17 protein-coding genes are annotated in these 25,801 nt (G+C 71.1%); 4 read left to right on the top strand and 13 right to left on the bottom strand.

What is annotated here, in order from left to right; all coding sequences use genetic code 11:
* Positions 1-46: 46 nt before the first annotated feature.
* Positions 47-349: a DUF5955 family protein gene (locus tag AB0F29_RS23245; RefSeq protein ID WP_361874907.1), complete on the bottom strand. Its 303-nt coding sequence runs from the start codon at positions 347-349 to the stop codon at positions 47-49.
* Between the two features lie 249 nt (positions 350-598).
* Here AB0F29_RS23245 and AB0F29_RS23240 point away from each other — a divergent pair, with 249 nt between their 5' ends.
* Positions 599-1,204: a nucleotidyltransferase family protein gene (locus AB0F29_RS23240; protein WP_361874904.1), complete on the top strand. Its 606-nt coding sequence runs from the start codon at positions 599-601 to the stop codon at positions 1,202-1,204.
* A 262-nt stretch (positions 1,205-1,466) separates the two neighbouring features.
* The gene (aceB, locus tag AB0F29_RS23235) at positions 1,467-3,086 is read left to right on the top strand and encodes a malate synthase A (protein WP_361874901.1); all 1,620 of its coding nucleotides are present in this window, start codon (positions 1,467-1,469) and stop codon (positions 3,084-3,086) included.
* Positions 3,087-3,302: 216 nt separating this feature from the next.
* Here the strand turns inward: aceB and AB0F29_RS23230 are convergent, their stop codons facing one another.
* The 4 genes from AB0F29_RS23230 to AB0F29_RS23215 form a co-directional block, all read right to left on the bottom strand.
* Positions 3,303-3,986 carry a hypothetical protein gene (locus AB0F29_RS23230; RefSeq protein ID WP_361874898.1) on the bottom strand — a complete coding sequence of 228 codons (684 nt, stop codon included), beginning with the start codon at positions 3,984-3,986 and terminating at the stop codon, positions 3,303-3,305.
* Between the two features lie 757 nt (positions 3,987-4,743).
* Positions 4,744-6,276 carry a YfcC family protein gene (locus tag AB0F29_RS23225; RefSeq protein ID WP_361874895.1) on the bottom strand — a complete coding sequence of 511 codons (1,533 nt, stop codon included), beginning with the start codon at positions 6,274-6,276 and terminating at the stop codon, positions 4,744-4,746.
* The gene (locus tag AB0F29_RS23220) at positions 6,273-6,575 is read right to left on the bottom strand and encodes a hypothetical protein (RefSeq protein WP_361874892.1); all 303 of its coding nucleotides are present in this window, start codon (positions 6,573-6,575) and stop codon (positions 6,273-6,275) included. The genes AB0F29_RS23225 and AB0F29_RS23220 overlap by 4 nt, the downstream gene beginning before the upstream one ends.
* Positions 6,576-6,667: 92 nt before the next feature.
* Positions 6,668-7,660 (bottom strand): fibronectin type III domain-containing protein, encoded by a 993-nt coding sequence (locus AB0F29_RS23215; protein WP_361874889.1) that lies wholly within the window; start codon positions 7,658-7,660, stop codon positions 6,668-6,670.
* 283 nt (positions 7,661-7,943) lie between these two features.
* On the opposite strand from AB0F29_RS23215, the gene AB0F29_RS23210 reads away from it, so the two are divergent.
* A complete protein-coding gene (locus AB0F29_RS23210) occupies positions 7,944-8,816 on the top strand; it encodes a hypothetical protein (RefSeq protein ID WP_361874886.1) in 873 nt (290 codons plus the stop codon).
* A gap of 431 nt (positions 8,817-9,247) precedes the next feature.
* Here the strand turns inward: AB0F29_RS23210 and AB0F29_RS23205 are convergent, their stop codons facing one another.
* On the bottom strand, positions 9,248-9,448 hold the full coding sequence (locus AB0F29_RS23205; protein WP_361874883.1) for a hypothetical protein: 201 nt from the start codon (positions 9,446-9,448) through the stop codon (positions 9,248-9,250).
* A gap of 249 nt (positions 9,449-9,697) precedes the next feature.
* Here AB0F29_RS23205 and AB0F29_RS23200 point away from each other — a divergent pair, with 249 nt between their 5' ends.
* Positions 9,698-18,088 (top strand): type I polyketide synthase, encoded by an 8,391-nt coding sequence (locus AB0F29_RS23200; protein ID WP_361874880.1) that lies wholly within the window; start codon positions 9,698-9,700, stop codon positions 18,086-18,088.
* 297 nt (positions 18,089-18,385) lie between these two features.
* Here AB0F29_RS23200 and AB0F29_RS23195 read toward each other — a convergent pair whose 3' ends face one another.
* The 7 genes from AB0F29_RS23195 to uraD all read right to left on the bottom strand — a co-directional run bounded on the left by AB0F29_RS23195 (position 18,386) and on the right by uraD (position 25,750).
* Entirely contained in the window at positions 18,386-19,069 is a 684-nt protein-coding gene (locus AB0F29_RS23195; protein ID WP_361874877.1) for an alpha/beta hydrolase, read from the bottom strand.
* Between the two features lie 91 nt (positions 19,070-19,160).
* Positions 19,161-20,618 (bottom strand): nucleobase:cation symporter-2 family protein, encoded by a 1,458-nt coding sequence (locus AB0F29_RS23190; RefSeq protein WP_361874874.1) that lies wholly within the window; start codon positions 20,616-20,618, stop codon positions 19,161-19,163.
* Between the two features lie 348 nt (positions 20,619-20,966).
* Positions 20,967-22,355 (bottom strand): 8-oxoguanine deaminase, encoded by a 1,389-nt coding sequence (locus AB0F29_RS23185; RefSeq protein WP_361874871.1) that lies wholly within the window; start codon positions 22,353-22,355, stop codon positions 20,967-20,969.
* 45 nt (positions 22,356-22,400) lie between these two features.
* A complete protein-coding gene (locus tag AB0F29_RS23180; protein ID WP_361874868.1) occupies positions 22,401-23,804 on the bottom strand; it encodes a nucleobase:cation symporter-2 family protein in 1,404 nt (467 codons plus the stop codon).
* A gap of 68 nt (positions 23,805-23,872) precedes the next feature.
* Complete coding sequence (gene pucL / locus AB0F29_RS23175) at positions 23,873-24,796, bottom strand: factor-independent urate hydroxylase (protein ID WP_361874864.1); 924 nt, start codon at positions 24,794-24,796, stop codon at positions 23,873-23,875.
* Between the two features lie 7 nt (positions 24,797-24,803).
* On the bottom strand, positions 24,804-25,193 hold the full coding sequence (gene uraH / locus AB0F29_RS23170; protein ID WP_361874861.1) for a hydroxyisourate hydrolase: 390 nt from the start codon (positions 25,191-25,193) through the stop codon (positions 24,804-24,806).
* Between the two features lie 20 nt (positions 25,194-25,213).
* A complete protein-coding gene (gene uraD / locus AB0F29_RS23165) occupies positions 25,214-25,750 on the bottom strand; it encodes a 2-oxo-4-hydroxy-4-carboxy-5-ureidoimidazoline decarboxylase (RefSeq protein ID WP_361874858.1) in 537 nt (178 codons plus the stop codon).
* Positions 25,751-25,801 lie beyond the last annotated feature (51 nt).

The following is a 25,801-nucleotide window of genomic DNA, read 5'->3' as shown; positions in this document are numbered from 1 at the left end:
GGTCGCGCGCCGCGGGTCAACAGCACGGGGGCTCGCGCACCGCGGGTCAGCTGCGCGGGGGCTCCCCGAAGAGGTCGACCGCGTTGCGCACCTCGCGAAGGGCCGCTGCCACCGCGCTCACCGAGCCGATGGCCCCCGCGATCAGCAGCAGGGAGCGGCGCATGCGGGGGATCTCCGGCACGCCGCTGACGGCCATCGCGTCCAGGGCCGCAAGCTCGTCCTCGGCGATCGGCCGGTCGGGGAATTCGGTCCGGAGCCCGGCCAGTTCGCGGCGGAGCCGGGAGACGGCCATCCGCAGCTCGGCCACCCTCGGGTCCTCGTCACTGCCGGTCAGCTGCTTCTGCCCCACGCTTCGCAACACAGCACTCCCCCTCGCACGTCCGTGTGCCGGTGTGACCCCCGAACCCGGGCTGTGGCCAAGTCCCCGGATGTGTCCGCAAGTTAACGCCATGACAGGCAGTGCGCGCCAGCCCACGGAAAGAAATCGGGGTGACCCCTGAGGGTGACATGCGTGTCGCGTGTGCGAAACGCTCAGTGGTATCCAGGCCCCATGGTCACGGACACGACGACAGGCACGGCTACGGAGAGGACCGCGGACATGACTTCCGCCGCGAGGAACCCCGAGGTCGCGGGCGTACTGCTGGCCGCCGGAGGGGGTCGCCGACTCGGCGGCCGGCCGAAGGCGCTGCTGGAGCACCGGGGACGCCCGCTGATCGAACACGCGGTGCGCTCGCTGCGCGACGGCGGTTGCGGCCCGCTGCACGTGGTGCTGGGCGCCGCGGCGGACGAGGTGCGGGCCCGCGCGGATCTCGCGGGCTGCGCGGTGACGGTGAACCCGGACTGGGAGGAGGGCATGGGCTCCTCGCTCCGGCTGGGACTGGCCGCCCTGGGCGCGACGGACGCGGACGCGGCACTCGTCCTTCTGGTCGATCAGCCCGGGATCGGGGCGGAGGCGGTGGCGCGGGTGCGTCTCGCGTACCGCTCGCGGGCGAGTCTGGCGGCCGCCTCGTACGGCGGGGAGCGGGGCCATCCGGTGCTGTTCGGGGCGGACCGGTGGACGGACATCGCGGCGGGGGCGGTGGGCGACCGGGGCGCGCGGACCTATCTGCGGGAGCACCGCGATGCGATCACGCTCGTGGAGTGTTCGGATGTGGCCGAGGCGTACGACATCGACACCTCGCAGGACCTGAAGCACCTGGAGTGACCGTGCGGTCCGGCTCGCCGTCCACCGTGCGTGGCCGCTCCGGCACGCTGCGCCGCCACCGAACCGTTTCTGTCGACCCGGAGAATCTCGATATCAACAAACCATTGAACTTCCACCATGAGGAAACTACTATCCACTGGTCAGAAGCCCTCTGAACCTCAGACGGCACCCACGGCCGTATCTCGGAGCCATGGCACGCCGTGCCGTCTCAGGCGACCCGGCGGCCATGAGACGCCGCCGCCCGCTGAAGGAGTGACAGCTCATGTCCGCACCAGCGCCGTCCACGCTGGCCATCGTCGATGCCGAGCCCCTGCCCCGGCAGGAAGAGGTCCTGACCGACGCGGCCCTCGCGTTCGTGGCCGAACTGCACCGGCGGTTCACCCCGCGCCGCAATGAGCTGCTCGCCCGGCGCGGTGAGCGCCGCGCCGAGATCGCCCGCACCTCCACGCTGGACTTCCTGCCCGAGACGGCGGCGGTCCGCGCGGACGACTCCTGGAAGGTCGCGCCCGCCCCGGCGGCTCTGAACGACCGCCGGGTGGAGATCACCGGTCCGACCGACCGCAAGATGACCATCAACGCCCTGAACTCGGGCGCCAGGGTCTGGCTCGCCGACTTCGAGGACGCGTCCGCCCCCACGTGGGAGAACGTCGTCCTCGGCCAGCTCAACCTCACCGACGCCTACGAGCGCCGCATCGACTTCACCGACCCGAGGTCGGGCAAGTCGTACGCGCTGAAGTCCGCCGACGAACTCGCCACGGTCGTCATGCGCCCCCGCGGCTGGCACCTGGAGGAGCGCCACCTCCAGCTGGACGGCGTCTCGGTGCCGGGTGCGCTCGTCGACTTCGGCCTCTACTTCTTCCACAACGCGCAGCGCCTGATCGATCTCGGCAAGGGCCCGTACTTCTACCTGCCGAAGACGGAGTCGCACCTGGAGGCCCGTCTCTGGAACGACGTCTTCGTCTTCGCCCAGGACTACGTCGGCATCCCGCAGGGCACGGTCCGCGCGACGGTGCTGATCGAGACGATCACCGCCGCGTACGAGATGGAGGAGATCCTCTACGAGCTGCGCGACCATGCATCCGGGCTCAACGCCGGCCGCTGGGACTACCTCTTCTCCATCGTCAAGAACTTCCGTGACGGCGGGTCCAAGTTCGTCCTCCCGGACCGCAACGCGGTGACGATGACCGCCCCGTTCATGCGGGCGTACACCGAACTCCTCGTCCGCACCTGCCACAAGCGCGGCGCGCACGCGATCGGCGGCATGGCGGCCTTCATCCCCTCGCGCCGCGACGCCGAGGTCAACAAGGTGGCCTTCGAGAAGGTCAAGGCGGACAAGGACCGCGAGGCGCACGACGGCTTCGACGGCTCCTGGGTCGCCCACCCCGACCTGGTCCCGATCGCCCTGGCCTCCTTCGACGCGGTCCTCGGCGAGAAGCCCCACCAGAAGGACCGCCTCCGCGAGGACGTCTCGGTGGCCCCGGGCGACCTGATCGCCATCGACACCCTGGACGCGAGCCCGACGTACGACGGCCTGCGCAACGCCGTGGCGGTCGGCATCCGCTACATCGAGGCCTGGCTGCGCGGCCTGGGCGCGGTCGCCATCTTCAACCTGATGGAGGACGCCGCCACCGCGGAGATCTCCCGCTCGCAGATCTGGCAGTGGATCAACGCGGACGTGGTCTTCGAGAACGGCGAACACGCCACGGCGGAGCTGGCCCGCAAGGTCGCCGCCGAGGAACTGGCCGCGATCCGCGAGGAGATCGGCGAGGAGACCTTCACCGCCGGCAAATGGCAGCAGGCCCACGACCTCCTGCTCCAGGTCTCCCTGGACCAGGACTACGCGGACTTCCTGACGCTGCCGGCGTACGAGCAGCTGCGCTGACGTCACGGCGCGAGCACCGTCACCGCCCCCGGCACCGCACGGCGTCGGGGGCGGTGGTGTGCGCCTGAGCCCGCACGGCTCGGCCCCTCGCCGGCTGCGACGACAACGGCTCTGCACGGCAAGCCTGTTCGTCGGCCGGTGACCACGACGCCCGGCGTCTCCACCGTACGCCCGCCGACACCGCGGGCTTACCTCTGTGCCGTAGCGTCGGCGGGCTCACCCGCTCGGGGTACCTCCGCGCACCACGCTGATGCGGTCCGGCCCTCCCTGGAGGCGGCCCCGCCGGTACAGGTCCGCGATGTCGCTCTCCAGGGCGGTGCGGATGTCCGCGCCCGTCCTGCGCCATCCGAAGAACTCGCAGGCCTCCCTGATCAATTCGTCCTGGGACATGCCGGGGCATTCTGCCGCGAGCTCCCTCAGGGCGAGCTGCCGCTCGGCGGGAGCGATGAGCGTGACCTTGCGCGCCGTTTCCCCGGCCTCTGTTCGGCTGCCGCACGCCCCCCGGTACCAGTCGGTGCCCCAGATCCGGTAGAGGCGCCAGCCGAGCCCGTTCAGCACCTGCTCCCGCAGCCGGTCGCGGTCCCGGGCCGCCTTGGAGGAGTGGTACATCGCACCGTCGCACTCGATCCCCAGTGCGTACGCGCCGGGGTGCCGCGGGTGACGCAGCCCCAGGTCGATGCGGTATCCCGCGACGCCGACCTGCGGCTGCACCGTGTGGCCCCAGCCGTTCAGAACGGCGAGCACCGACTCCTCGAAGGGGCTGTCGGGCTCCGCGTCCGACTGGACGACGTCGCGGGCCAGTACCGCCGGCCCGTTCTCCGCGTACTCCAAGTAGCGCTTCAGGTGCTGGACGCTCTCGTTGGCGCTGTCGGGCAGGCTCGTGCCACGGAACGGCCGCACGCGCTTCGGCCTCCGCGGTCAGGGCTTCCCGCAGCGCCTGTGCGGCCTGATGTGCTTGACGAAGCTCCGCGTCGTCGAACCAGGCGCCCAGCGGGGGGTTCGCGGCCGCCGTGAGGTCGGCGAGTGCGCACAGGGCTGCGGCCGCCTCGCCGTCGTTCGGCTTGGCCATCCCGAACAGGTCCGCGAGCTGGGCCAGTTGACCGGAGGCGTCTTCCTGGAGAGTTGCGTCTCCGGAGCCGAAGCCGTCGGGCAGGCCGGCTCGCAGGGAGCGTACGGTCTGGTGAAGCTCGCGAACGGACCGGGGCTCGCCCTGGGTACCGGCGAACGGACGACGGGCGGTCGCCGCACGCAGGGCGTCGAGCGCGTCGGACGCCCCGGTGGCCGCCTGGTGTGCGGAGGCACCCACGAGCCCGTGCCAGGGAGAGGAGTTGCCCTCCGCTACGGGGCGCCATGCCCGGCTCACTGCTCGGGCCGCCACGGTGAGGTCCTGCGACGCCCCGGCGCTCAGGGTCCGGACGGTCTTCGCGTTCTCGGCGGACAGGGAGAGTTGCGGTGTTCCCGCCTGGTCGAGCTGGACCAGGCGGCCGAGGACGTCGTGCAGAGTCCGCCCGAGAGGATCCCTGACCTGGTTCATGCCCGCCGCGTAGGCGGAGAGTTCCTCACGCGGCTGCCGGGCGCGCTCACGTTCGTGTTCCGCGGCTCCGTTGACCCGGGCAACCGCTCTCGGCCGCCCCCTGCTACCCGACGGACTCGCCCCTCACGTCCACACCGCTCCCAGCGCCACGAACCCGCAGACGAGGGCGAACAGGATGGCCAGCAGCGGCCAGACGAACCGCAGGTACGTGTCGTAGCCGACCTTCGCCAGGGCCACCCCGCCGATGGTGACCGCCGTCGTCGGGACCCAGAGGTTCATCCAGCCGCTCGCCGCCTGCCACGCCGTGACGACCACGGCGCGGGAGACGCCCGCGAAGTCGGCGAGCGGGGCCAGGATCGGCATCGCCAGCGTGGCGTGGCCGGAGGTGGAGGGGATGAGGAAGGCGAGCGGCAGGTTGACGACGAAGACGAAGACCGCGAACAGCGCCGACGAGGTGCCCGAGACCACGCCCTCGATGGAGTGCAGCACGGTGTCGGTGATCTGCGCGTTGTTCATGATGACCGTGACACCGCGCGCGAGGACGATGACCAGCGCCGGGGAGATGAAGTCCGCCGTGCCCCGGATGATCGTCGCGCTGAGCTTCTGCTCGCCGAACCGGGCGACGACGCCCACCAGGACCGCCGCGACCAGGAACAGGGCGGCCAGCTGGGGGAAGGACCAGCCGAGTTCGAAGCCGTACGGGGTGGCGTCGGCGTCGCCCGTGAGGGCGCTGGACCACGGGACGACCGAGAAGATCATGAAGCTGAAGACCAGGGCGACCAGGACGAGGACGGTCCGGTGAAGTCCGGTCAGCTCCGGGGGCTCTCCCGCGTCCGCCGCGTTGTGCTCGCGGTCGCCGGGCAGGAAGCCGGAGAGCGAGCGGTCGGGGTTCTCACGGACGCGGCCCGCGTACCGGACGACGTAGCCGATCGTCACCGCTGTCAGGACCACCCACATGATCGCGCGCAGCACGATTCCGTCGCCGAGCGAGATGCCGGCGGCGGAGGACGCGACTCCGGTGGCGAAGGGGTTCACGGTGGAGCAGAGCACGCCGATGCCCGCGCCGAGGATGATCGTGCCGGTGGCCACCATGCGGTCGTAGCCGAGGGCCAGCATCAGCGGGATGATCAGGCCGTAGAAGCCGAGCGTCTCCTCCGCGAATCCCTCGACGGTGCCGAGGAGGGAGAAGACCAGCATCACTCCGGCGATGAGCAGCGCTCCCCGGTCGCGCAGCCGGTACGCGAGGCGGCCGATGCCCCGGTCCAGGGCGCCGGTGGCGAACACCACGGTGATGAACGCGCCGATGGCGAGCACGAAGAGGAACACGCCGGCGCTGCCGTACAGCTCGCCGGCCAGGTCCGGGCCGACCTCGCCCGTCCTCGCGTCCTGGACGCCGTAGAGGCCGTTGACCGGGGAGAGGAAGAGGTCGTTCAGGCGGTCGACGAAGCTCTGGTCGGAGTCGACCCGGTGGTACGTGCCCTGGACCGGGGCCCCCTCCTCGTCGCGTTCGTAGGTCCCGGGCGGGATCAGGCAGGCCAGTCCCCAGACGGCCAGCGTGACGACCGCGAGGATCGTGAGGGCGCTGGGGAAGGCGAACCTCTTCCGGGCCGGGGGCTCTTCCTCCGGGGCCGGCTTCGTGTCGGCCGCGCTGCTCATGCCGTGCTCCCGCCCGTCGCGGCCCCCAGCGGGGAACCGAACGGACGCAAGGACTCCAGATGGGTGACCAGGAGGTCCTGGGGCCCGGCGAGGGAGCGGAACTCCTCCTCCCGCCTCGCCACCCGCTCCACGCCCGCGCCGCGCACCAGGTCCACGAGGAGGTCGCGGGCCTCGCGCACCGGCTCGGGCGGGAAGCCGGGAAACGCGATGGGCGGGATGGCCGTCAGCCGTCCCAGGCCGGCGACGAGACCGTCCATCAGCGCGTCGACCCGTGTGCTCGGGCCGTCTCCCGGATCCATGGTTCAGCCCCTTCGGTCCACTGGCCTTCCGGGACCAATGGACCATGGGGGGCGGCGCGCCGCACGCCTGGGAAACGGTGGCCGGTCGGGCCTCAGTCCGTCAGGACGACTGTCCGCTGGGCCGAGAAGTCACCCCACTTGCCGTCCGGAAGCTTGGCCCTGAGCTTGACCGAATAGCGGGTGCCCACCGGGTCGGAGAGGTCCAGCCGGTAGGTGGCGCGCCCCTTGGGGGGCGTGCCGCCCCAGACGATGGTGGTGGTCAGCTTGCCGTTCAGATGGAGCTCGTAGGCGGGGATGGTTCCGCCCGTCTCGGGCTGGTCCCAGGACAGGTCGAGGGTGGAGGCGGCGCCCTCCTTGCCGATCTCGGCGTTCAGACCGGTGGGGGCGGTGCTCGCGGGTGCGCCGGGGGCGGACGCGGTGGTGAGGTCGAACGTGTTGCTGTCGGCCGAGGACTTGTCGGAGGCGTCCCGGGCCCGGACGGTGAAGGTGTAGACGGTCCCCGGGCGCAGACCCGTGAGCTTCGCCGTGGTCTCGGAGGCCGGGACGCTGTGGATCCGGGAGTCCTCCTGGTAGATGTCGTACGAGGTGACGCCGACGTCGTCCTTGGACGCGCCCCAGGTGAGGATGGCGGCACGTTTCCCGTTGGCGCTGCCCGTCAGCTTCGCCGGGACGGTGGGGGGCGTGTCGTCCTTGGGCGGGGTGGCCTGGGTGGTGACGGGGACACCCTTGCTGGGCGCGGAGAGATTCCCCGCCGTGTCCTTGGTCCGGACGCTGAAGGTGTAGTCCGTCGAGGCCGTCAGCCCGTTGACGTCGATCATGGTCTTGGTCGCCGGGACGCTCTTGACCTTGGCCTTTCCACGGTAGATCTCGTATCCGGCGACCTTCTTGTTGTCGGAGGCGCCTTCCCACATGACGTGCACCGAGGTGGAGCTGCTGGCCTGGGCGGTCACGCCCTTGGGGGTGGCGGGAGGCTGCGTGTCGGCTTCGGCGGTGCCACCGCAGGCGGAGAGGAGGGGTGCGAGAAGCAGGGCGGAACAGGTCAACGCGGCAGAGATGTGGGGGCGTTGCACGGTGGTGCCTTCCATCCGGACAGCAATGGTCCAGACCTGTATGCCATGGCGCGGGGGTCGCCGACAAGAGGACGGCGAGGAACCTTCCGCTATGTGCCGGTGTGCCCTGCCCGAACCACGGTCCGGGCAGGGCATGGGCAGCCTCTCTCGGGGGCCGGCCCGACGCCGGGGGCAACACGGACAGCCGCAGCAGGCACTCACCCTGCCCCACCCACTGTCCGCCCGCCTCTTCCCGACGTCTGTTCGCGCACGGACCCTTGGACTGACATCCAGTCACCTCCAGGGAGACGGCCCAGTCATGCGCGCCCACGACGAACGATCGGATGACACCCGACCCGGTCACCGGAACAGCAGTCGGCACTCGGCTTCGGCCACCTCAGCCGCCCAGACGGGACTGCTGGCCCTGCAAAGCAGCATCGGCAACGCCGCCGTCGGCGTCGCGCTGGGGCGCGAGCGGCCCGCCCGGGGCGTGACTGTCCAGCGTGCTCTCCCTCCCGCGGGCGAACGTCTGGAGACCTACGTCAAGGCCATGGAGACGAGCACGCGCTCGGTGCGCAAGGCGAAGCGGGCACCAGCGCTCACCGCGTTCGGGCGGGCGGTTCCAGAGAACCTGGTCGACCTGGAGGAGGAGACCTCCGACTACACGCCGGATTCCGAGAATCCGCAGGGCAAGGCCCCGGAGGCCGGCGGGCGCTTCGAGAACCTCTACGGCCGGGACGCCGACGGCACACTGGCCGTCATGATGGAGAACTACCGCAGCCCCGAGGAGGGGTACACGGCGAGCGAGGCCTTCATCCACCAGTGGTCTCGCGCCGTGGTGATGTTCAACGAGGACGTCTTCAACAAGACGATGCTCAAGGTCCCGACGAAACCCGAGGACGTGCCGGACCGTCTGCCGGACAGCATCTTCCGACAGAACGTCTCCGGTGACGGCGCCAAGAAAACCCTGGGCGCCCTGTTCACCGAAGGGACCGACACCGTGACCTTCCAGGAGAACGACCCTATCTACAAAGAGGTCCTCAAGACCGTCAACGGCAAGTCCACCAATAACATCGTCCGCACTTTCAACGAGATCAAGGGACTGCCCGAAGCCCAGAAGTTCCGTATCTCGGGCGGCGCCATCACGAGGGTGCAGGGCAACTTCCAGTTGCGGTTCGACGTGACCGACTGACAGCGTGACGCACCCCGAGCGGGCAGCGGGTCAACCCCCAGCTGAGGCATCAGCGCCAGGCCTCCGCCAGTCAAGGGCGGATTCCCCTTCCGCCGGTGACTTCGCCGGCATCGCCCTCGCGGCTCACCCGCAGTACGCCGTGGTGGAACCGGCCTCGGACCCGCTCGGCGCGGCGGTCGGCGGGGTCGTCCACCACGGACTGTCCTCCACGGCAGACCTGGCCGACGACCTGGAGCGCATCTGGGCGGCCCGCTCGCCGGACCGGTCCATCACCCGACGGGGAGGTCGCCCACCTGCCCCGCTCCGTCCGGGAACAGGTCCGCGCTGCCGAGGAGCCGGCCCTGAAGCTCACCACGACGCTTCTGGAGCTCTGGAACCCCGGAGCCCGGGGCCGGGCTCCTTGGCGCTGACTACGGTGTGGCCGGGGCGATTCAGAACAGGGCGCCCCGGTCTGGTTGCTGACGCTGCAGTGGAGGGACGTCCTTGCCCTCCCACTTCGCCTCCAGGTACCGACGCCACCCATGAGGTGGAGGCCAGGGAATGCCCCACTCGGCCAGCTGCTTCTTTGTCCAGCCGCCGTCAGGAGTCTGCGCGGCGGCCACTTCATCAGGTGAGGGAACGTAGTTGGCCATGGAGTGATGATGCCTGCCCCGGAGGCAGCCTGTTCTGGTGGCAGCCCGGCAACTACGGCAAGACCGTCGACACCGGTTCGAGGCGACGCGCACTCCGACCACCACGAACCTCGCCGCAAGTCGATCCCGCACGGCTCGGCAACCCGACGCGTGGTCCGACCCGTTGCGGGTTCGCCGGGCGCCTCCCCCGGCGGACCTGTCACTATCGTGATCATCGACAGCTCCCGTCCGAAGGAAGTGTTCGTCCTTGTGACAGCGCACACGGCCCCCCTCCGTCCTCTGCCGGAACTGCTCCGGGAGCATGCCCGGCTCCTCGGCACCAAGACCGCCTTCCAGGACGACCGTTCCCGTGTCACCTACGAACAGCTGGAACAGCGAACAGGCAGACTGGCGGGGCATCTCGTCAACCTCGGTCTGCGGCACGGGGAGCGCGCGGCGATCCTCCTGGGCAGTCGTGTGGAGGCCGTCGAGAGTGTCCTCGCCGTCCTCAGGGCGGGCGCGGTCGGTGTGCCGATGGACTCGCGGAGCACCACCGCCGAGTTGGCGCACCTGCTGGACGACAGCGGGGCCCGGGTCGTCTTCACCGACCGGTCCTCCCTGGGCCAGTTGCTGCCGTTGCTCCCGGAGCGTCCCCGGCTGAGCGTGGTGCTCGTCGAGGACGAGGATCAGGATGCCGGGACGCGAGGCGCATGCCCGGCGGCGAGGGCGAGTGGCGACTCGGTCGACGAAGCGGGCATGTTCCGTTACGCGACCCTGGCCGCCACCGAGCCGCCCGCGCCGGCTCCTGATGATCTCGGGCTCGACGAGGTGGCCTGGCTCTTCTACACCTCCGGGTCGACCGGTCTGCCCAAGGGGGTGCTGTCCACTCAGCGCAACCGGCTGTCGTCGGTGACGGCCGGTTTCGTCACCGTCCTCGGCCTGTCGGCGGACGACCGCCTGCTCTGGCCCCTCCCACTGCACCACGCCATGGGGCAGCTCCTGTGCGTCCTCGGGGTGACCGTGACCGGAGCGTCCGCCCTGCTCCTGCCGCGATTCTCCGTGGCGGATGTGCTGGGTGAACTACGCCGGACCGACGACCCTTTCACGCTCCTGGCCGGGGTACCGGCGACGTACGGCAAGCTTCTCGACGCCGTGGGGACCCACGGGCTGGAGGCGCCCGCGCTGCGTGGCTGCGTCAGCGGAGGCGCGGCCGCGCCCCCCGCCTTCCAGCGGGCCTTCGAGGAAGCCTGCCGGGTTCCGTTCCTCGATCACTACGGAAGCACCGAGGCGGGGCCCGTCACCATGACGGCACCGGGCACCGCCCGGGCAGCCGGCTCCTGCGGCCGTGTGCTGCCGGGCATGCGGGCGCGTATCGGCGACGGCAGCGGCGCCGAGGTTCAGGGCGAGGGCGAGTTGTGGGTCTCCGGACCCGGTGTCATGGCCGGCTACCACCAGCGTCCCGACGACACCGCCGAGGTCCTGCGCGACGGGTGGTACCGAACCGGTGATCTGGCCCGCATCGGCCCCGGCGGTGAACTCACCCTCACGGGCCGGGTCAGCGAGCTGATCATCCGGGCCGGGGAGAACGTCCACCCCTCCGAGGTGGAGGCGGTGCTGCTGGCGCTGCCGGGAATCAGGGACGCCGCCGTGGCGGGCGTCCCGGACGACGTACTCGGTGAAGTCCCGGCCGCCTACCTGGTTCCGGCGAAGGCCGGTGTCCTCGACAGGAGAGAGATCCTCGCCGGCTGTCGGAAACACCTCTCACCGTTCAAGGTGCCCGTAATCCTCCACGAGGTGGACGCGATCCCGCGTACCGCCTCGGGCAAGGTCAGGCGGTACGCACTCGCCGGCCTGCCCGCGCGCCCTCTGCCGGCCGGGGGCCTCTCGCTGACGGAGGCAGGGAAGGTGGTGGACCTGACGGCCCTTGTGCGGGCCGAGGTCGCCGCCGTACTCGGCTGTGCCGTGGACGAGGTGGAACGGGGCACCGCCTTCCGTGACCTGGGGCTGGACTCGTTGACGTCGACGGTGCTGTGCAACCATCTGTCGGCGGCGACCGGTCTCCCGCTGTCCGAGGCCGCGCCCTTCGACTTCCCCACCACGGACGAGCTCGCCGCACATCTTCGGGCGCGGCTCACCGGCCGGACGACGACCGCCGCGCCCAGCCGTCCGGAAGGCACCGGTACGGACGAGGACCCCGTGGTCATCGTAGGAATGGCGTGCCGCTTCCCCGGCGGCGTGGAAAGCCCCGAGGACCTGTGGCGGCTGGTCGAGGACGGCGTCGACGCCATCACCCCCTTCCCCACCGACCGGGGGTGGGACGTGGACGGGCTCTACGACCCGGATCCCGGACGGGCCGGCCGTACCTACGTACGCGAGGGGGGCTTCCTGTCCGGTGTCGACCGCTTCGACCCGGCCTTCTTCGGGATCTCGCCCCGCGAGGCCCTGGCCATGGACCCGCAGCACCGGTTGCTGCTCGAAGTCGCCTGGGAGGCTTTCGAACACGCGGGGATCGATCCCGGTACGGTGCGCTCCACGCCCACCGGCGTGTACGCCGGACTCATGTACAGCGACTACGCCGGCCGTATCGCCCGCACACCGGAACGTGTGGAGGGCTACCTGGGCATCGGTAACGCGGGCAGCGTCGCCTCCGGCCGTATCGCCTACACCCTGGGCCTGGAAGGCCCGGCGGTCACGGTGGACACGGCGTGCTCGTCGTCGCTGGTGGCCCTGCACCTGGCGGCTCAGGCCCTGCGCAGGGGCGAGTGCTCACTGGCGCTGGCCGGCGGCGTCACGGTGATGTCGGCGCCTCAGTCCTTCGTCGAGTTCAGCAGGCAACGCGCGCTGGCCCCCGACGGCCGCTGCAAGGCGTTCGGGGCGGCGGCGGACGGCACCGGGTGGGCCGAGGGCGCGGGAATGCTGCTGATGACACGGCTGTCGGAGGCCCGGCGGGCGGGTTACCCGGTCCTGGCCGTGGTGCGCGGTTCCGCGGTGAACCAGGACGGTGCGAGCAACGGCCTCACCGCCCCGCACGGACCGGCGCAGCAACGGGTGATCCGCCGGGCTCTGGCCGACGCGCGGCTGGAACCCGCGGAGATCGACGCGGTGGAGGCACACGGCACGGGCACCCGACTCGGTGACGTCATCGAGGCGGAGGCGTTCCTTGAGGCATACGGGCAGGCCGGTGCACGGGAACACCCCCTGTGGCTGGGCTCGGTCAAGTCGAACATCGGGCATACGCAGGCGGCGGCGGGCATGGCAGCTGTGATGAAGACGGTCCAGGCGATCGCGCACGGCGTACTGCCGCGTACGCTCCACGCCGAGGATCCGAACCCCGGCGTGGACTGGTCGTCGGGTGCGGTGTCGTTGTTGTCCCGTTCGGTGCCCTGGCCCCGGACCGGGCGGCCCCGGCGGGCGGGTGTGTCGTCCTTCGGGATCAGCGGAACCAACGCGCATGTGGTGATCGAGCAGGCGCCTGTGGAGGAGCCCGATGACTCGGGCCGCTCGGACGGGCGGTCCCCGGACAGCGGATCCCCGGCCGTCCGGACGGCCGGGGCACCGGTGTCGGCCGTGCCGTTCCCGGTGTCGGCGAAGAGCGTCTCGGGGCTGCGGGCGCAGGCCCGGCGACTCCATGCGCACGTGGGGGAACGCCCCGGAGCGGACCTGCTGGACCTCGGATTCTCGCTGGCCACGACCCGCGCCCAGTTCGAGCACCGCGCGGTGGTGGTGGCCGGTGACCGCGACGAACTGCTCGCCTCGCTCGACGCGGTGGCGGAAGGCCGCTACCGGCCGGGCCTGAGCACGAGCGGTCCCCGCCCGGCGGGCCCGGTGGTCTTCATGTTCACCGGGCAGGGCAGCCAGCGGGCGGGCATGGGACGGGAGCTGTACGAGACCCATCCCGTCTACGCCCGTTCCTTCGACAAGATCTGTGCACTGCTGGACCCGCTTCTGCCGCGGCCACTGCGGGACGTGGTGTTCGCCACCGAGAACGCCGAAGGCGGCCGGGAGGGCACCGAGGGTGCCGAGGCCTCGCGAGCGGGCGGGCTCCTGCACACGACGCGCTTCGCGCAGCCCGCACTCTTCGCTCTGGAGGTCTCGCTGTTCCGGCTGCTGGAGTCCTGGGGCGTACGTCCCGACCTGGTGGCCGGGCACTCGGTCGGCGAACTGGCGGCGGCGCACGTCGCCGGTGTGCTGTCCCTCGCGGACGCCTGCACCCTGGTCGCGGCGCGGGGCCGGCTGATGGACGCGCTGCCCGCCGGCGGCGCGATGGCCTCCGTACAGGCAGACGAGAGCGAGGTCACCGCGTATCTGGCGGGCGGAGCGGACACACCGCGGGAGGTGGACATCGCAGCCGTGAACGGCCGCTCCGTGGTCGTCTCCGGGGACGAGTCCGCGGTGCTGGAGGTCATCGCGCACTGGCGCGAACAGGGACGTGGGGCCACCCTTCTGCGGGTGAGCCACGCGTTCCACTCCGCGCACATGGAACCCATGCTCGAGGCCTTCGGACTGGTCGCGCGGGGGATCGTCTACTCCCCACCGGAACTCCCCCTCGTCAGCGCGGTGGCGGACCGGCCCGCGACCACCGAGGAGATCTGCTCACCCCGGTACTGGGTGGACCATGTCCGCCGGCCGGTCCGTTTCGCCGACACGGTGCGGTACCTGCGGGAGCGGGGGGCCACGCACTTCGTGGAGCTCGGCCCGGACAGTGTGCTCGTGGGCCTGGCACGCGACGCCTTCCCCGGCCCCGGCCCGACGGCCACGGCCACCTCGGGCGGCCGTGCGGACAGCTCCGCGCCCTTGGCCGTCCCGACGCTTCGTGGCCCGCGTCCTGAGGCCGGGGCGCTGCTCGCCACGGTGGCCGCGCTCCACGCGCACGGTGTGCACGTGGACTGGCAGGCGGTCTTCGCCGGGCGTGGCGCACGGCGTGCGGCGCTGCCCACCTACGCGTTCCAGCGTGAGCGGTACTGGATGGACGCCGACCCGCCGGGGCCCGCGGCGGAGCCGGACGCCGCGTCCCACCCGTTCCTGCGAGCGGTGACGTCGACGGCGGACGACGACGGCCTGCTGCTGAGCGGTCGGCTGTCCCTGCGCGACCAGCCCTGGCTCGCCGACCACACGGTGGTGGACACGGTGCTCCTGCCGGCGACGGCCTTCGTCGAGATGGCGATCCGCGCCGGGGTCCGGGTGGGCGCCTCCGTACTGGAGGAACTGACGCTGACCGCGCCGCTTCCGCTCTCCTTCGACGAGGCGGTCGAACTCCAGGTGAAGGTGGCGCGAGCGGACGCGGACGGGCGCCGGGCCGTGGTGTTCCACGCGCGGACGCACGCTCCCGGATACGACGACGGCCCCTGGAACCGCCATGCCTCCGGAGTCCTGGCCCCCGCGGACTCCGGCCTTCCGCAACCGCGGACCTCCGCGGACGCGCCGTCCCCCTGGCCGCCGGCGGGCGCTGTCCCGCTGCCGCTCGGCACCGAGGCGGGTATCGGCCTCTACGAGGGACTCGCGCACAGCGGGCTCCGTTACGGGCCGGCCTTCCAGGGCCTGCGGGCTGCCTGGCGCCTGGGCGAGGACGTCCTCGCCGACATCGAACTCCCGGAGGGGGAACACGGAAACGCCGACCTCTTCACCCTGCATCCGGCCCTGCTGGATTCGGCGCTGCACACCTTGATGCTGGACCAGACCGTCCCGGACGGTGAGGACGGCGACACCGGTAGCGGAACCGGGGCACTGTTGTCGCTCCCGTTCGCCTGGAGCGGCGTGCGGCTGTACGCGTCCGGCGCCCGCACACTGCGGGTGCGGGCGTCCCGGGCGGAGGGGAACAGAGCCCGGCTGGAGCTGGCCGACGGGACCGGAGCCCCCGTCGCCACGGTGGACTCGCTCGTCCTGCGGCCGCTCTCCCGCGCGCAGTTGAGCGGCGTACGCGCGCACAGCGACGCTCTGTTCCTCCTGGACTGGACGCGTCTGCCGGATTCCTCCGTCCCGATGCCGGGGAAGCCGCCTCTGTACGGGCTCCTGGGCGAGCCCGGCCCGTGGCTGGACGACGCACTCCTGCGGGCGGGCATCGGGCCGACGGCCTATCCGGATCCGGCCTCGGTGGCCGCAGACGCACCTGCCGTCGTGATCGCCTGCCCTCCGCTCACCGGGGCCGACCGAACGGACCGCGCGTCGGCCGCACACCGTACGGCCGGCTGGGCGCTGCGGCTCGTACAGGACTGGCTCGCCGAGGAACGGCTCGCCGGCTCACGTCTGGTCGTCCTCACTTCGGGCGTCGTCGCCACCGGAGCCGAGCGGGACGGAAGCATCCGCGACGACGACGCCGCGCTCGTCCACGCACCTGTGTGGGGTCTGCTCCGCTCGGCGCAGACCGAGAACCCGGGCCGCTTCTCGCTGGTCGACGTCGATGACCACCCCGCCTCCGTGGGGGCCTTGATACGGGTCCTGACGAGCCCCGAGCCGCAGACGGCGGTACGCGACGGTGTCGCGTACGTACCGAGACTGGTCCGCGCGCCCCGAGCGGCGACGGAGACGGCCGATGGGGCGTCGCGTCGGCTGCGCCCGGACGGCACCGTCCTGGTCACCGGGGGATCCGGTTCGCTGGGCAGGGAGTTCGCCCGTCACCTCGTGGTCGCGCACGGGGTGCGTCACCTGCTGCTCGTGGGGCGGCGCGGAGCCGATGCGCCCGGCGCCGCCGAACTGTGCGCGGAACTCACAGGACTGGGCGCGGAGGTCACGGTGGCGGCCTGTGACGTCGCCGACCGTACGGCGCTCGCCGCTCTGCTCGCGGGCGTGCCGGAGGCGCACCCACTGACCGGCGTGGTGCACACCGCGGGGGTCCTGGACGACGGTGTGATCCCGGCACTCACACAGGAGCGGCTGGACCGCGTACTGCGGCCGAAGGTGGACGCGGCCCTGGCCCTGCACGAGCTGACCCGGGGCAGCGACCTGGCGGTGTTCGCGCTGTTCTCCTCGGTGGCCGGGGTGTTCGGCTCCGGCGGTCAGGGCAACTACGCGGCGGCGAACTCGTTCCTGGACGCGCTGGCACGGCACCGCAGGGCGCTCGGGTTGCCCGGCACTTCTCTCGCCTGGGGGCCGTGGCAGCAGAGCGGTGGGATGACGGCCGCGCTCCGGGCCGCGGACCTGCGCCGGATGGCCCGTTCCGGTTTCGTCCCGCTGCGGACCGAGGAGGGCCTCTCGCTCTTCGACACCGCCGTCGAAGGACGGGACTCCGTCCTGGTGGCAGCTCGTCTCGACCCGGCGGCAACCGGGGCATCCGGGGCACCTGGGGCGCCGCTCTCCCGGGTACCGGGCCGGGGGCCCGTACGGAGCGTCTCCGCATCGCTCACCGGGCCCGGCACCGACGGCGAGAGCTCCCTTCGCCGTCGGCTGGCCGCCACTTCTCCGGACGAGCGCGGTGCTCTGCTCCTCGCGCAGGTCCGAGCGGAGGCCGCCCTAGCACTCGGCCACGGCTCGGAGGATTCCGCGGTCGAAGCGGACCGCGCGCTGGCGGAACTGGGCCTCGACTCACTGGCCGCGGTCGAGTTGCGCAACCAGCTCGAAGGGCTCACGGGACTCGCCTTGCCGGCCACGCTCCTGTTCGACTACCCGACGCCGCGTGGGGTCGCCGCCCACCTGGCGGAACGCTGGTCCCAGGACGCCCCTGAAGCGCTCGGACCTCTGGCCGCTCCCGGCACCACCGGCCTCGGTGCGGCCGGGACCGCCCCTGGCGGGGCCTCCTCCCGGCGGCAGGGCGGTGCCGCGGAAAGGGCCTCGGCCCCGAAGGGCGCGGACGCCGACTCCTTGTCCGCGCTCTTCCGTACGGCGTGCGCCCGTGGCAAGGCGTGGGACGGGATGGTCCTCCTGACGATCGCGTCACGTTTCCGTGAGGTGTTCGAGGACCCCGAGGCCCTCGGCTCGCCACCTTCGGCCGTCACTCTCGCGACAGGGGGTACCGGGCCCCGCCTGATCTGCTTCCCCGCCCTCAGCGCACTGTCGGGGCCGCACGAATACGCCCGTTTCGGGGTGGCTCTCCAGGGCCGGCGTCCGGTTTCGGTCCTGCCCAACCCCGGGTTCCTGCCACAGGAACCGCTGCCGGCCACGCGGGACGCCTTCGTGGCGGTACAGGCCGCCGGCGTGCGCGCGTATGCGGGCGGCGAGCCGTTCGTCCTGCTGGGGCGCTCGGCAGGCGGATGGGTGACACACGCGGTCGCCGAGGAGCTGGAGCGCACGGGCCTGATGCCGTCCGCCGTCGTACTGATCGACACCTATCCGTGCGAGGACAGCGGCCTCGGCGGCAACCGCGGTGACGGGTCCGCGCTCTCGGCGATGACCGCGGGCATGCTGGACAATTCCGCGCAGTTCGCCTCGGCCGAGACCGACCGGCTCACCGCGATGGCCGGCTACCTTGAGCTCTACGCCCGCTGGAAGCCGGGGAAACTGGCGGCTCCCACCCTCTTCGTCCGGGCGGGAGAGCGCCTGCCGGGCATCGAGGCCGCCGAGACGTGGAGCCTGCCGCACTCCGAGATCACCGTGTCCGGTGACCACTTCACCGTTCTGGAGGATCATTCCAGCACGACCGCCATCGCCGTCCACACCTGGCTCTCCGAACACCTCACAGGGGTGGACACGACCGGAGGCCACTCCCGGCACCAGGACGGGGCAGCCTGACGACGGCCGAGCTCCCGGCAGCCACCGGCCCTTTCGTTACGGCCGCCACTCGGGCGTGTTTCGAAAGTCCCGCCTGCTCGGCGACGCCCACCCTCGTGCCTCGATGTTCTCGCCCCGCACCAGACGGACGCCAGTGGCGGGGCCGCCCTGGTGCTGGACCGGGTGATCGCTCTCCGTGGCCGCCGTCCGGACTGGCGGCCGGGCGGCTGAGAGGAGAGAGCCCCTCACCACTCCCGGACCTGCGGTCCGGGAGTGGTTCCGCCACCGGTGAGAACCCGGTGACGGCAGGCAGTCCGGTCAGCTGGTGAAGAACTCCGTGATGTGCGCGGCCACCTGGTCCGCCCGGGTCTCGTGCATGCGGTGGCCGCCCGGGACCGTGATCAGCCGGCAGTCCGGGATCAGGGAGGCCACGTCGGCCTGGCGGTGCTGTTCCATCGGGCTCTCCGGGCCGCCGGTGATGATCAGCGTCGGGGAGACGATGTCGCCGAGGGCCTCGTCGGCGTCCGGGCCGGGGTCGGCGAGCTGGTCGCGTACGGCGGGCACCGCGTTCTCGTCGTAGTCCACCGGGCCCTCGCCCCGGCCCGCCGGGCCCGGGTCGCCGGGGAACGGGGCCGGGGTCTCCACCAGCACCAGTCGCTCCACCCGGTCGGAGTGCTCCTGGGCCACCAGGCGGGCGACGACCCCGCCCATGCCGTGGCCGACGAGGCCGACCCGGTCCAGCTCCAGTTCGTCGAGGAAACCCACGACGTCCTCGGCCATCAGCTCCAGGGCGTAGTCGTCGGGCCAGTCGCTCTCGCCGTGGCCGCGCAGGTCCAGGGCGAAGACCCGCCACTCCTGGCCCAGCAGGGGGCCGGCCGCCTCCCAGTTCGCGGCCGAACCACCGAGGCCGTGCAGCAGCACGACGGGCGAGCCGAACGCGTCGCCCCAGGTCCGGTACGCGAGGCGCACATCGCCGACATCCACAACAGACTGATCTTCCATGCCCCTGACGCTACAGCCGACGGGCGCCGGACGGCCGCCGGGGCCCCGCGTCGCACGGGGCCCCGGATGCTCCGGTCACCATCCGCAGGGGTCAGTGGACGCCGACCCCGGCCGCGGCCGGCACGACGTGCTCGCCCGGTGCCTGCTCCTCGTCCGCCGTGTCGGCCTTGCGGCCGAAGTGGTTGAAGGCGAGGTTCAGCACGATCGCCACCACGCAGCCGGTGGAGATGCCCGAGTCGAGGACGACCAGCAGGCTCTCCGGGAAGGCGTGGTAGAACTGCGGCGCCGCGATCGGGATCAGGCCGATGCCGAGGGCCGCCGCCACGATCAGCGCGTTCTCGCCCTTCTCCATGGCCGCGGTGGCCAGGGTCTGTATACCGCTGGCCGCGACCGTGCCGAAGAGGACGATGCCCGCGCCGCCGAGCACCGGCAGCGGTACGAGGGCGATGACGGAGGCCGCGACGGGGACCAGACCGAGCACGATGAGAATGCCGCCACCCGCGGCGACGACGAAGCGACTGCGGATCTTCGTCATGGCGACGAGGCCGACGTTCTGGGCGAAGGCGCTGCACATGAACCCGTTGAAGAGCGGGCTGATGGCGCTGCCGAGGGTGTCGGCGCGCAGACCGCCCTCGATGATCTTCTCGTCGGCCGGGCGGCCGACGATCTTGCCGAGGGCCAGCATGTCCGCGGTGGACTCGGTCATGCAGACCAGCATCACGATGCACATGGAGATGATGGCGGCGATCTCGAACTGCGGGGCGCCGAAGGCGAACGGTGTCGGGAAGCCGACCACATCGGCCTCCTTGATGGCGCCGAAGTCGGTGATGCCGGCCGGGATGGCGATCAGGGTGCCGATGACCAGACCGAGCAGGATCGCGATCTGCTGGAGGAAGCCGCGCAGGAGCTTGCGCAGGGCCAGCACGATGACCAGGGTCACGGCGGCCATGGTGATGTTGGTCATCGAACCGTAGTCGTCGGCCGTGGCGTTGCCGCCCTGGGACCAGTTGAAGGCCACCGGGAGGAGCGAGACGCCGATCAAAGTGATCACGGTGCCGGTGACGACGGGTGGGAAGAAGCGCACCAGTTTGCAGAAGTACGGGGCGAGGACGAACCCGAGAAGACTCGCGACGATGATCGCGCCGAATATGACGGCTATCCCGTCGTGTCCCCGGTCCTTGCCTATCGCGATCATCGGGGCGACCCCGGCGAACGAGACGCCGTTGACGAAGGGCAGCCGGGCGCCGACCTTCCAGAAGCCGATGGTCTGGAGCAGGGTGGCGATCCCCGCGGTGAAGAGGCTCGCCCCCATCAGGAAGGCGGTCTCCTTGGCGGTGAGGCCGACGGCGGGCCCCACGATGAGCGGTGGGGCCACCACGCCCGCGTACATGGCGGCCACGTGCTGGAGGCCGCTGGTGAACATCTTCAGTGGGGGGAGGGTCTCGTCGACCGGGTGTTTCCGGTCGTCTCCCGCTTCCGCGGCGTTGTCGGCCGTCGTGTCGGGGGCGGCTGCATCTGCGTCTTTGCGAAACCTGGGCTTGGCGGCCACGGCGGTTCCTCCGGTCGGTTACACGTCGTCGGCGACGTGGGATTCAGGGAGGTGGTGCGTAAGTGGTGCGGCGGTGCGGCTCTCTCAGGTGGTGCAGGTGGTGCAGGTCGTGCGGAGGGGGGGTGCGGATGGGCGCGCACGGGGGTGTGTGCGGGCAGCGTTCATCACCGGTCCGGCGGGCGCGCACCATGCGCGCGTCCGCCGGACCGGCTGCCGTGGACCCCGCTCGGGTCCACGGCGGCCGGTCTCGGGCCGTCCCCCTCGACCGGCCGGTCGGGGTTACCGCGCGGAGCCGGGCTCCGCGGGGCTGCCGCGCGGAGTCGGACTCCGGCGGGGTACCGCTCGGAGTCAGGCTCCGGCGGCGATCTGCGCGAGGCGGCGGGCCTCGTCGCGGGTGACACGGGCGATGGCGTCCTCGTCCACCGTGGTGAGGTGGTTGCCCTCGACGACGGGCTTGCCGTCGACGAGGGACAGGGTCACCGGGGCGGCCGCGCCGAAGATGAGGGCGGTCACCGGGTCGGCGATCGAGGAGTGGGCCAGGGTGTCCAGCTTCCACAGGACGAGGTCGGCGAGCTTGCCGGCCTCCAGGGAGCCGATCTGGTCGGCGCGGCCCAGCACTTGGGCCCCGCCGAAGGTCCCGAGGCGCAGGGCCTGACGGGCGTTCAGGGCGGCCTCGCGGTGGGCGCCGAGGCGGTTGATGAGCAGGGCGTTGCGCAGCTCGGTGTGGAGTTCGCCGGACTCGTTGGAGGCGGTGCCGTCCACGCCGAGGCCGACGGGGACGCCGGCGGCGAGCATGTCGGGGACCCGGGCGATGCCCGCGGCGAGGCGCGCGTTGGAGGACGGGCAGTGGGCGACGCCGGTTCCCGTACGGGCGAAGGCGGCGATGTCCGAGTCGTTCATGTGGACGCAGTGGGCCATCCACACGTCGTCGCCGAGCCAGCCGGTCGACTCGAAGTACTCGGTCGGGCCCATCCCGAACAGCTCCTTGCAGAACTGCTCCTCCTCGACGGTCTCGGAACCGTGGGTGTGCAGCCGTACACCCTTGCGGCGGGCCAACTCAGCACCCTGACGCATCAGTTCGGTGGACACGGAGAACGGCGAGCAGGGCGCGACGGCGACCTGGGTCATGGCGTCGAAGGAGGCGTCGTGGTGGGCGTCGATCGTCGCCTCGGTGGCGGTGAGCGCGCCTTCGAGGGTCTCGACGGCGAAGTCCGGGGGCAGGCCGCCGTCCTTCTCGCTGCGGTCCATGGAGCCCCGGGCGAGGGTGAACCGTACGCCCGTCTCACGGGCTGCGCCGATGATCGCGCCGGAGAGGTCGCCGGAACCCTTCGGGAAGACGTAGTGGTGGTCCATGGCGGTGGTGACGCCGCCGCGGGCCATCATGGCGAGCGAGCCCTGTGCGGCGGCACGGGCCATCGGCTCGTCGATGCGCGCCCAGGTCGGGTAGAGGGCGACCAGCCAGTTGAAGAGGTTGTGGTCCGTGGCCAGGCCCCGGGTGATCCACTGGTAGAAGTGGTGGTGCGTGTTGACCAGGCCGGGCGTCGCGAGGTGTCCGGTGCCGTCGATCCGCCGGACGACTCCGGCGAGGCCCTCCGGAGCCTTGCCGGCGCCGATGGACTCGATGCGGTTGCCCGCCACGACGATGTACCCGGACGCGTACTCCGTGTCGTGGGCGTCGACGGTGGCGATCGAACAGTTTTCGATGATGATGCGCTGAGGGTCTGCCGAAGCTGCCATGGCGCTTCCTTCTTCTCTCTGTGGCGATGTGGGCACGGCAGGACCCTAGGAGGATTTGAGTGCCACAGCGGTGCGGCTGTGGGTGCCGAGATGATGGAAGAACAGGTTGAGCACGACCGCGACCAGTGCTCCCGCGCTGATCCCGGAGCCGAGGACGGTCTGCGCCCAGGCCGGGAATCCGGCGTAGAAGGTGGGCGCGGCGAGCGGGATGATGCCGGCGCCGAGCGCGACGGCGACCAGGATGATGTTGGAGCTGTCGTCCAGGCCCGCCTCGGAGAGCGTACGGATGCCGCTGACCGCGATGGAGCCGAAGAGGACGATGCCGGCGCCGCCGAGGACGGGCATCGGGACGAGCGAGACGACCGCGCCGAGGACCGGGAAGGCGCCGAGGACCAGGAGCGCCCCGCCGGCGGCCGCGACGACGTACCGGCTGCGTACGCGGGTCAGGGAGACGACGCCGACGTTCTGGGCGAAGGCGCTGGTGGGAAAGGAACCGAAGACCGGGCCGAGGAGGGTGGCGATGCCGTCCGTACGCAGGCCCCGGGTGATCGTGCGGCCGTCGGTGCGGCGGTCGCAGATCTCGCCGAGGGCGAGCATCCCGGCGGAGGACTCCGTCATCAGGACGAGCATGACGATGCAGAGCGACAGGATCGCGGCGGGCTGGAACTCCGGCGCGCCGAAGGCGAAGGGGGTCGGCAGGGCGGCGAGCGGTGCGGACTTCAGCGCGGAGAAGTCGGCGAGTCCGAACGGGATCGCGGCCAGCGTGCCGACGAACATGCCCATGAGCAGGGCCACTTGCTTGAGGAAACCACGGCCGAAGCGCTGGATGAGCAGGATGACGACGAGGGTGAAGGCGGCCAGCGCCAGGTACTTCATGGCTCCGAAGTCGGCGGCGGTGGCGTCGCCGCCCTGCGCCCAGGCGACCGGGACCGGCATCAGGGTGACGCCGATGAGGGTGATGACCACGCCGGTGACGAGCGGCGGGAAGAAGCGCAGCAGCCTGCCGAAGAAGGGGCCGACGGCCAGGCAGAAGACTCCGGCGACGAGCACCGCCCCGTAGATCGCGGGGAGTTGGTGGCCGGGTGCGCTGGTCTCGGCGATGGCGAGCATCGGCGCGATCCCGGCGGAGGAGGCGGCGTTGACGAAGGGCAGCCGGTTGCCGGCGAAACGGCCGAGACCGACGGTCTGCAGGATGGTGGCGAGCCCGGCTATCAGAAGGCTCGCCGCGATAAGCCGGGTCATCCCGGCGGTGTCCAGGCCGACGGCCTGGCCGATGATCAGCGGAGGGGTGACGACGCCCGCGTACATGGCGGCGATGTGCTGGAGCGCGGCGGGGACCAGCCGCGCGGGAGGGAGCTTCTCGTCGACCGGGTGAACTGCCTTGTCGACAGCGGTGGTCGGTGAGGTTTTGTCTGGGCCTTCTGCCGGCCTCGTTGCAGGCTGTGCCATGGGATTTCCCTCCGGGATGACCGGCCGCCGTCCAGCTGTGGACGGACGGCGGCCGGTTCAGTGCCGCGTCAGAGGTTGGTCATGTCGACCGGGATCTTCGGCTCTACGCCGTCCCGGAGCACGGTGGCCTCGATCAGACCGTAGGGACGGTCGGCCGCAAAGTAGACCTCATTGTCGTTCTTGAGGCCGAACGGTTCGAGGTCCACCAGGAAGTGGTGGTTGTTCGGCAGCGAGAAGCGGATCTCGTCGATCTCGCTGCGGCTGTTGATGATGCGCGAACCCATCTGGTACAGGGTCTGCTGGAGCGAGAGGGAGTACGTCTCGGCGAAGGCGTGGAGCATGTGCTTGCGCGCCTGCTCGTAGGACTTCTCCCAGTTCGGCATCCGCTGCTCGTCGCTGGTCCAGTTGTAGCGCCAGCGCGCGGAGACGTCCGTCGCGAGGATGCGGTCGTACGCCTCCTTCAGCGTCGTGTACCGGTCCTTGACGTAGCCCCAGAACTCGGAGTTGGTCGAGTTCATCACCGTCAGGTCCTTGAGGCCCGAGATGACCTCCCAGTTCTCGCCGTCGTAGGTGATCTGGGAGACGCGGGTCTCCTGGCCCTTGCGGACGAAGGAGTGCTTGACCTCGTCGGCGCCGATGAAGCGGGAGTTGCCGTCGGAGGTCGCGATGCGCTCCCAGCTGTACTCCTCGATCCGGATCCGGGCGCGGTGGATCGGTTCCTGGGAGGAGACGAAGTGCCGGGCGAGGTGGATGCCGAACTGCTCGGCGGAGTCGATCCCGTACTCCTTGGCGAACGCGAACACCGTGTTCTTGGTGGTGTCGGTCGGCAGGACGTTGGCGTTGGAGCCGGAGTAGTGGACGTCGTCCATGTCGCCGGAGAGGGCGACCGAGACGTTCAGGTCCTTGATGTGGTGGGTGTCGCCGTCCCGCACGATCTTGACGACGCGGTTCTCTGCTTTGCCGTACTGGTTCTGGCCGAGAATCGTGGGCATGTCGGTGCTAGCTCCCTCGGTAAACGGAGTAGCCGAACGGGTTGAGCAGCAGCGGTACGTGATAGTGCTCGCCCGGGGCGACCGCGAACGCGATGGTCACCTCCGGGAAGAACGGGCCGCTGTCCCTTACGCGGGGGGCGTCCTGCTGCGCCTCGGCTTGCTTCTTCGAAAAGTACGTCTCGGTGTCGAAGTCGAGACGCACGTGGGTCGTTCCCTCCGGCAGTGCCGGGAGGTCCTTGCAACGCCCGTCCGCATCGGTCGCGGACGCTCCGAGCGTCACGTACGGCGCGTCGCTTCCGCTGCGGGCGGCGAGCGAGACGGCGACGGACGCGGCGGGGCGGCCGATGCTGGTGTCCAGGATGTGGGTGGACACCGATGCGGTCGTGTCGGTACTCAAGACCGTCACTCTCCTAGATCTCAAGAGTCCTGTGCGGGAGCGCCCTCTGCGAGGGTCTCCGTCACGAGGCGGGTCAGCCGGATGCGGTTGATCTTGCCCAGTTCGGTGCGCACGATCTCCTGCTCCTGCTCGGGCGAGTTCCCGATCCGGGACTTCACCGCGTCGCGCATCTGCTCACCGGTGGCGCCGGTGGCACAGATCAGGAAGACATGTCCGAACCTCTCCTGGTAGGCCAGGTTCAGTTCGAGCATCTCGGTCTTGAGCTCCTCGGAGGCGCCGGCCATCCCCCTCTGTTCGCGGGAGGAGGTCGGGTCGCCGGGCTTCGGCCGGCCGATCGGCGGGTGGCCCGCCATCGCTTCGGCCAGGTCCTCCGCGGTGAGGTCCGCCATGGCGGCGTCGCTCGCGGAGAGCAGGGCTTCTTCGGTGGCGTACGGGCGCCCGGCGAGGATGGTGTTTCCCCAGGTCGCACTGGCACACACCTCGTGCAGTGCGGGAGTGGCCTCGCCGTCCGCCAGGGTGTTGAACCGGGTGAGGCCCGGTGTGGAGCTCGAAGTCACGGGAGCCTCCGTGGCTGTTTTTCGCTGTGCGTTGTTCGGGCTGCGGATAGC

This window comes from Streptomyces sp. NPDC026589 (assembly GCF_040638385.1).
Taxonomy (GTDB): domain Bacteria; phylum Actinomycetota; class Actinomycetes; order Streptomycetales; family Streptomycetaceae; genus Streptomyces.
This window is presented reverse-complemented; position numbering and strand designations above follow the sequence as displayed.

What these genes read in the sequence shown, in the direction of transcription:
- AB0F29_RS23240 (WP_361874904.1), top strand. Translation starts at nt 599, where the DNA reads ATGACTTCCGCCGCGAGGAACCCCGAGGTCGCGGGCGTACTGCTGGCC.
- aceB (WP_361874901.1), top strand. Translation starts at nt 1,467, where the DNA reads ATGTCCGCACCAGCGCCGTCCACGCTGGCCATCGTCGATGCCGAGCCC.
- AB0F29_RS23225 (WP_361874895.1), bottom strand. Translation starts at nt 6,276, where the DNA reads ATGAGCAGCGCGGCCGACACGAAGCCGGCCCCGGAGGAAGAGCCCCCG.
- AB0F29_RS23220 (WP_361874892.1), bottom strand. Translation starts at nt 6,575, where the DNA reads ATGGATCCGGGAGACGGCCCGAGCACACGGGTCGACGCGCTGATGGAC.
- AB0F29_RS23215 (WP_361874889.1), bottom strand. Translation starts at nt 7,660, where the DNA reads ATGGAAGGCACCACCGTGCAACGCCCCCACATCTCTGCCGCGTTGACC.
- AB0F29_RS23210 (WP_361874886.1), top strand. Translation starts at nt 7,944, where the DNA reads ATGCGCGCCCACGACGAACGATCGGATGACACCCGACCCGGTCACCGG.
- AB0F29_RS23205 (WP_361874883.1), bottom strand. Translation starts at nt 9,448, where the DNA reads ATGGCCAACTACGTTCCCTCACCTGATGAAGTGGCCGCCGCGCAGACT.
- AB0F29_RS23195 (WP_361874877.1), bottom strand. Translation starts at nt 19,069, where the DNA reads ATGGAAGATCAGTCTGTTGTGGATGTCGGCGATGTGCGCCTCGCGTAC.
- AB0F29_RS23185 (WP_361874871.1), bottom strand. Translation starts at nt 22,355, where the DNA reads ATGGCAGCTTCGGCAGACCCTCAGCGCATCATCATCGAAAACTGTTCG.
- AB0F29_RS23180 (WP_361874868.1), bottom strand. Translation starts at nt 23,804, where the DNA reads ATGGCACAGCCTGCAACGAGGCCGGCAGAAGGCCCAGACAAAACCTCA.
- pucL (WP_361874864.1), bottom strand. Translation starts at nt 24,796, where the DNA reads ATGCCCACGATTCTCGGCCAGAACCAGTACGGCAAAGCAGAGAACCGC.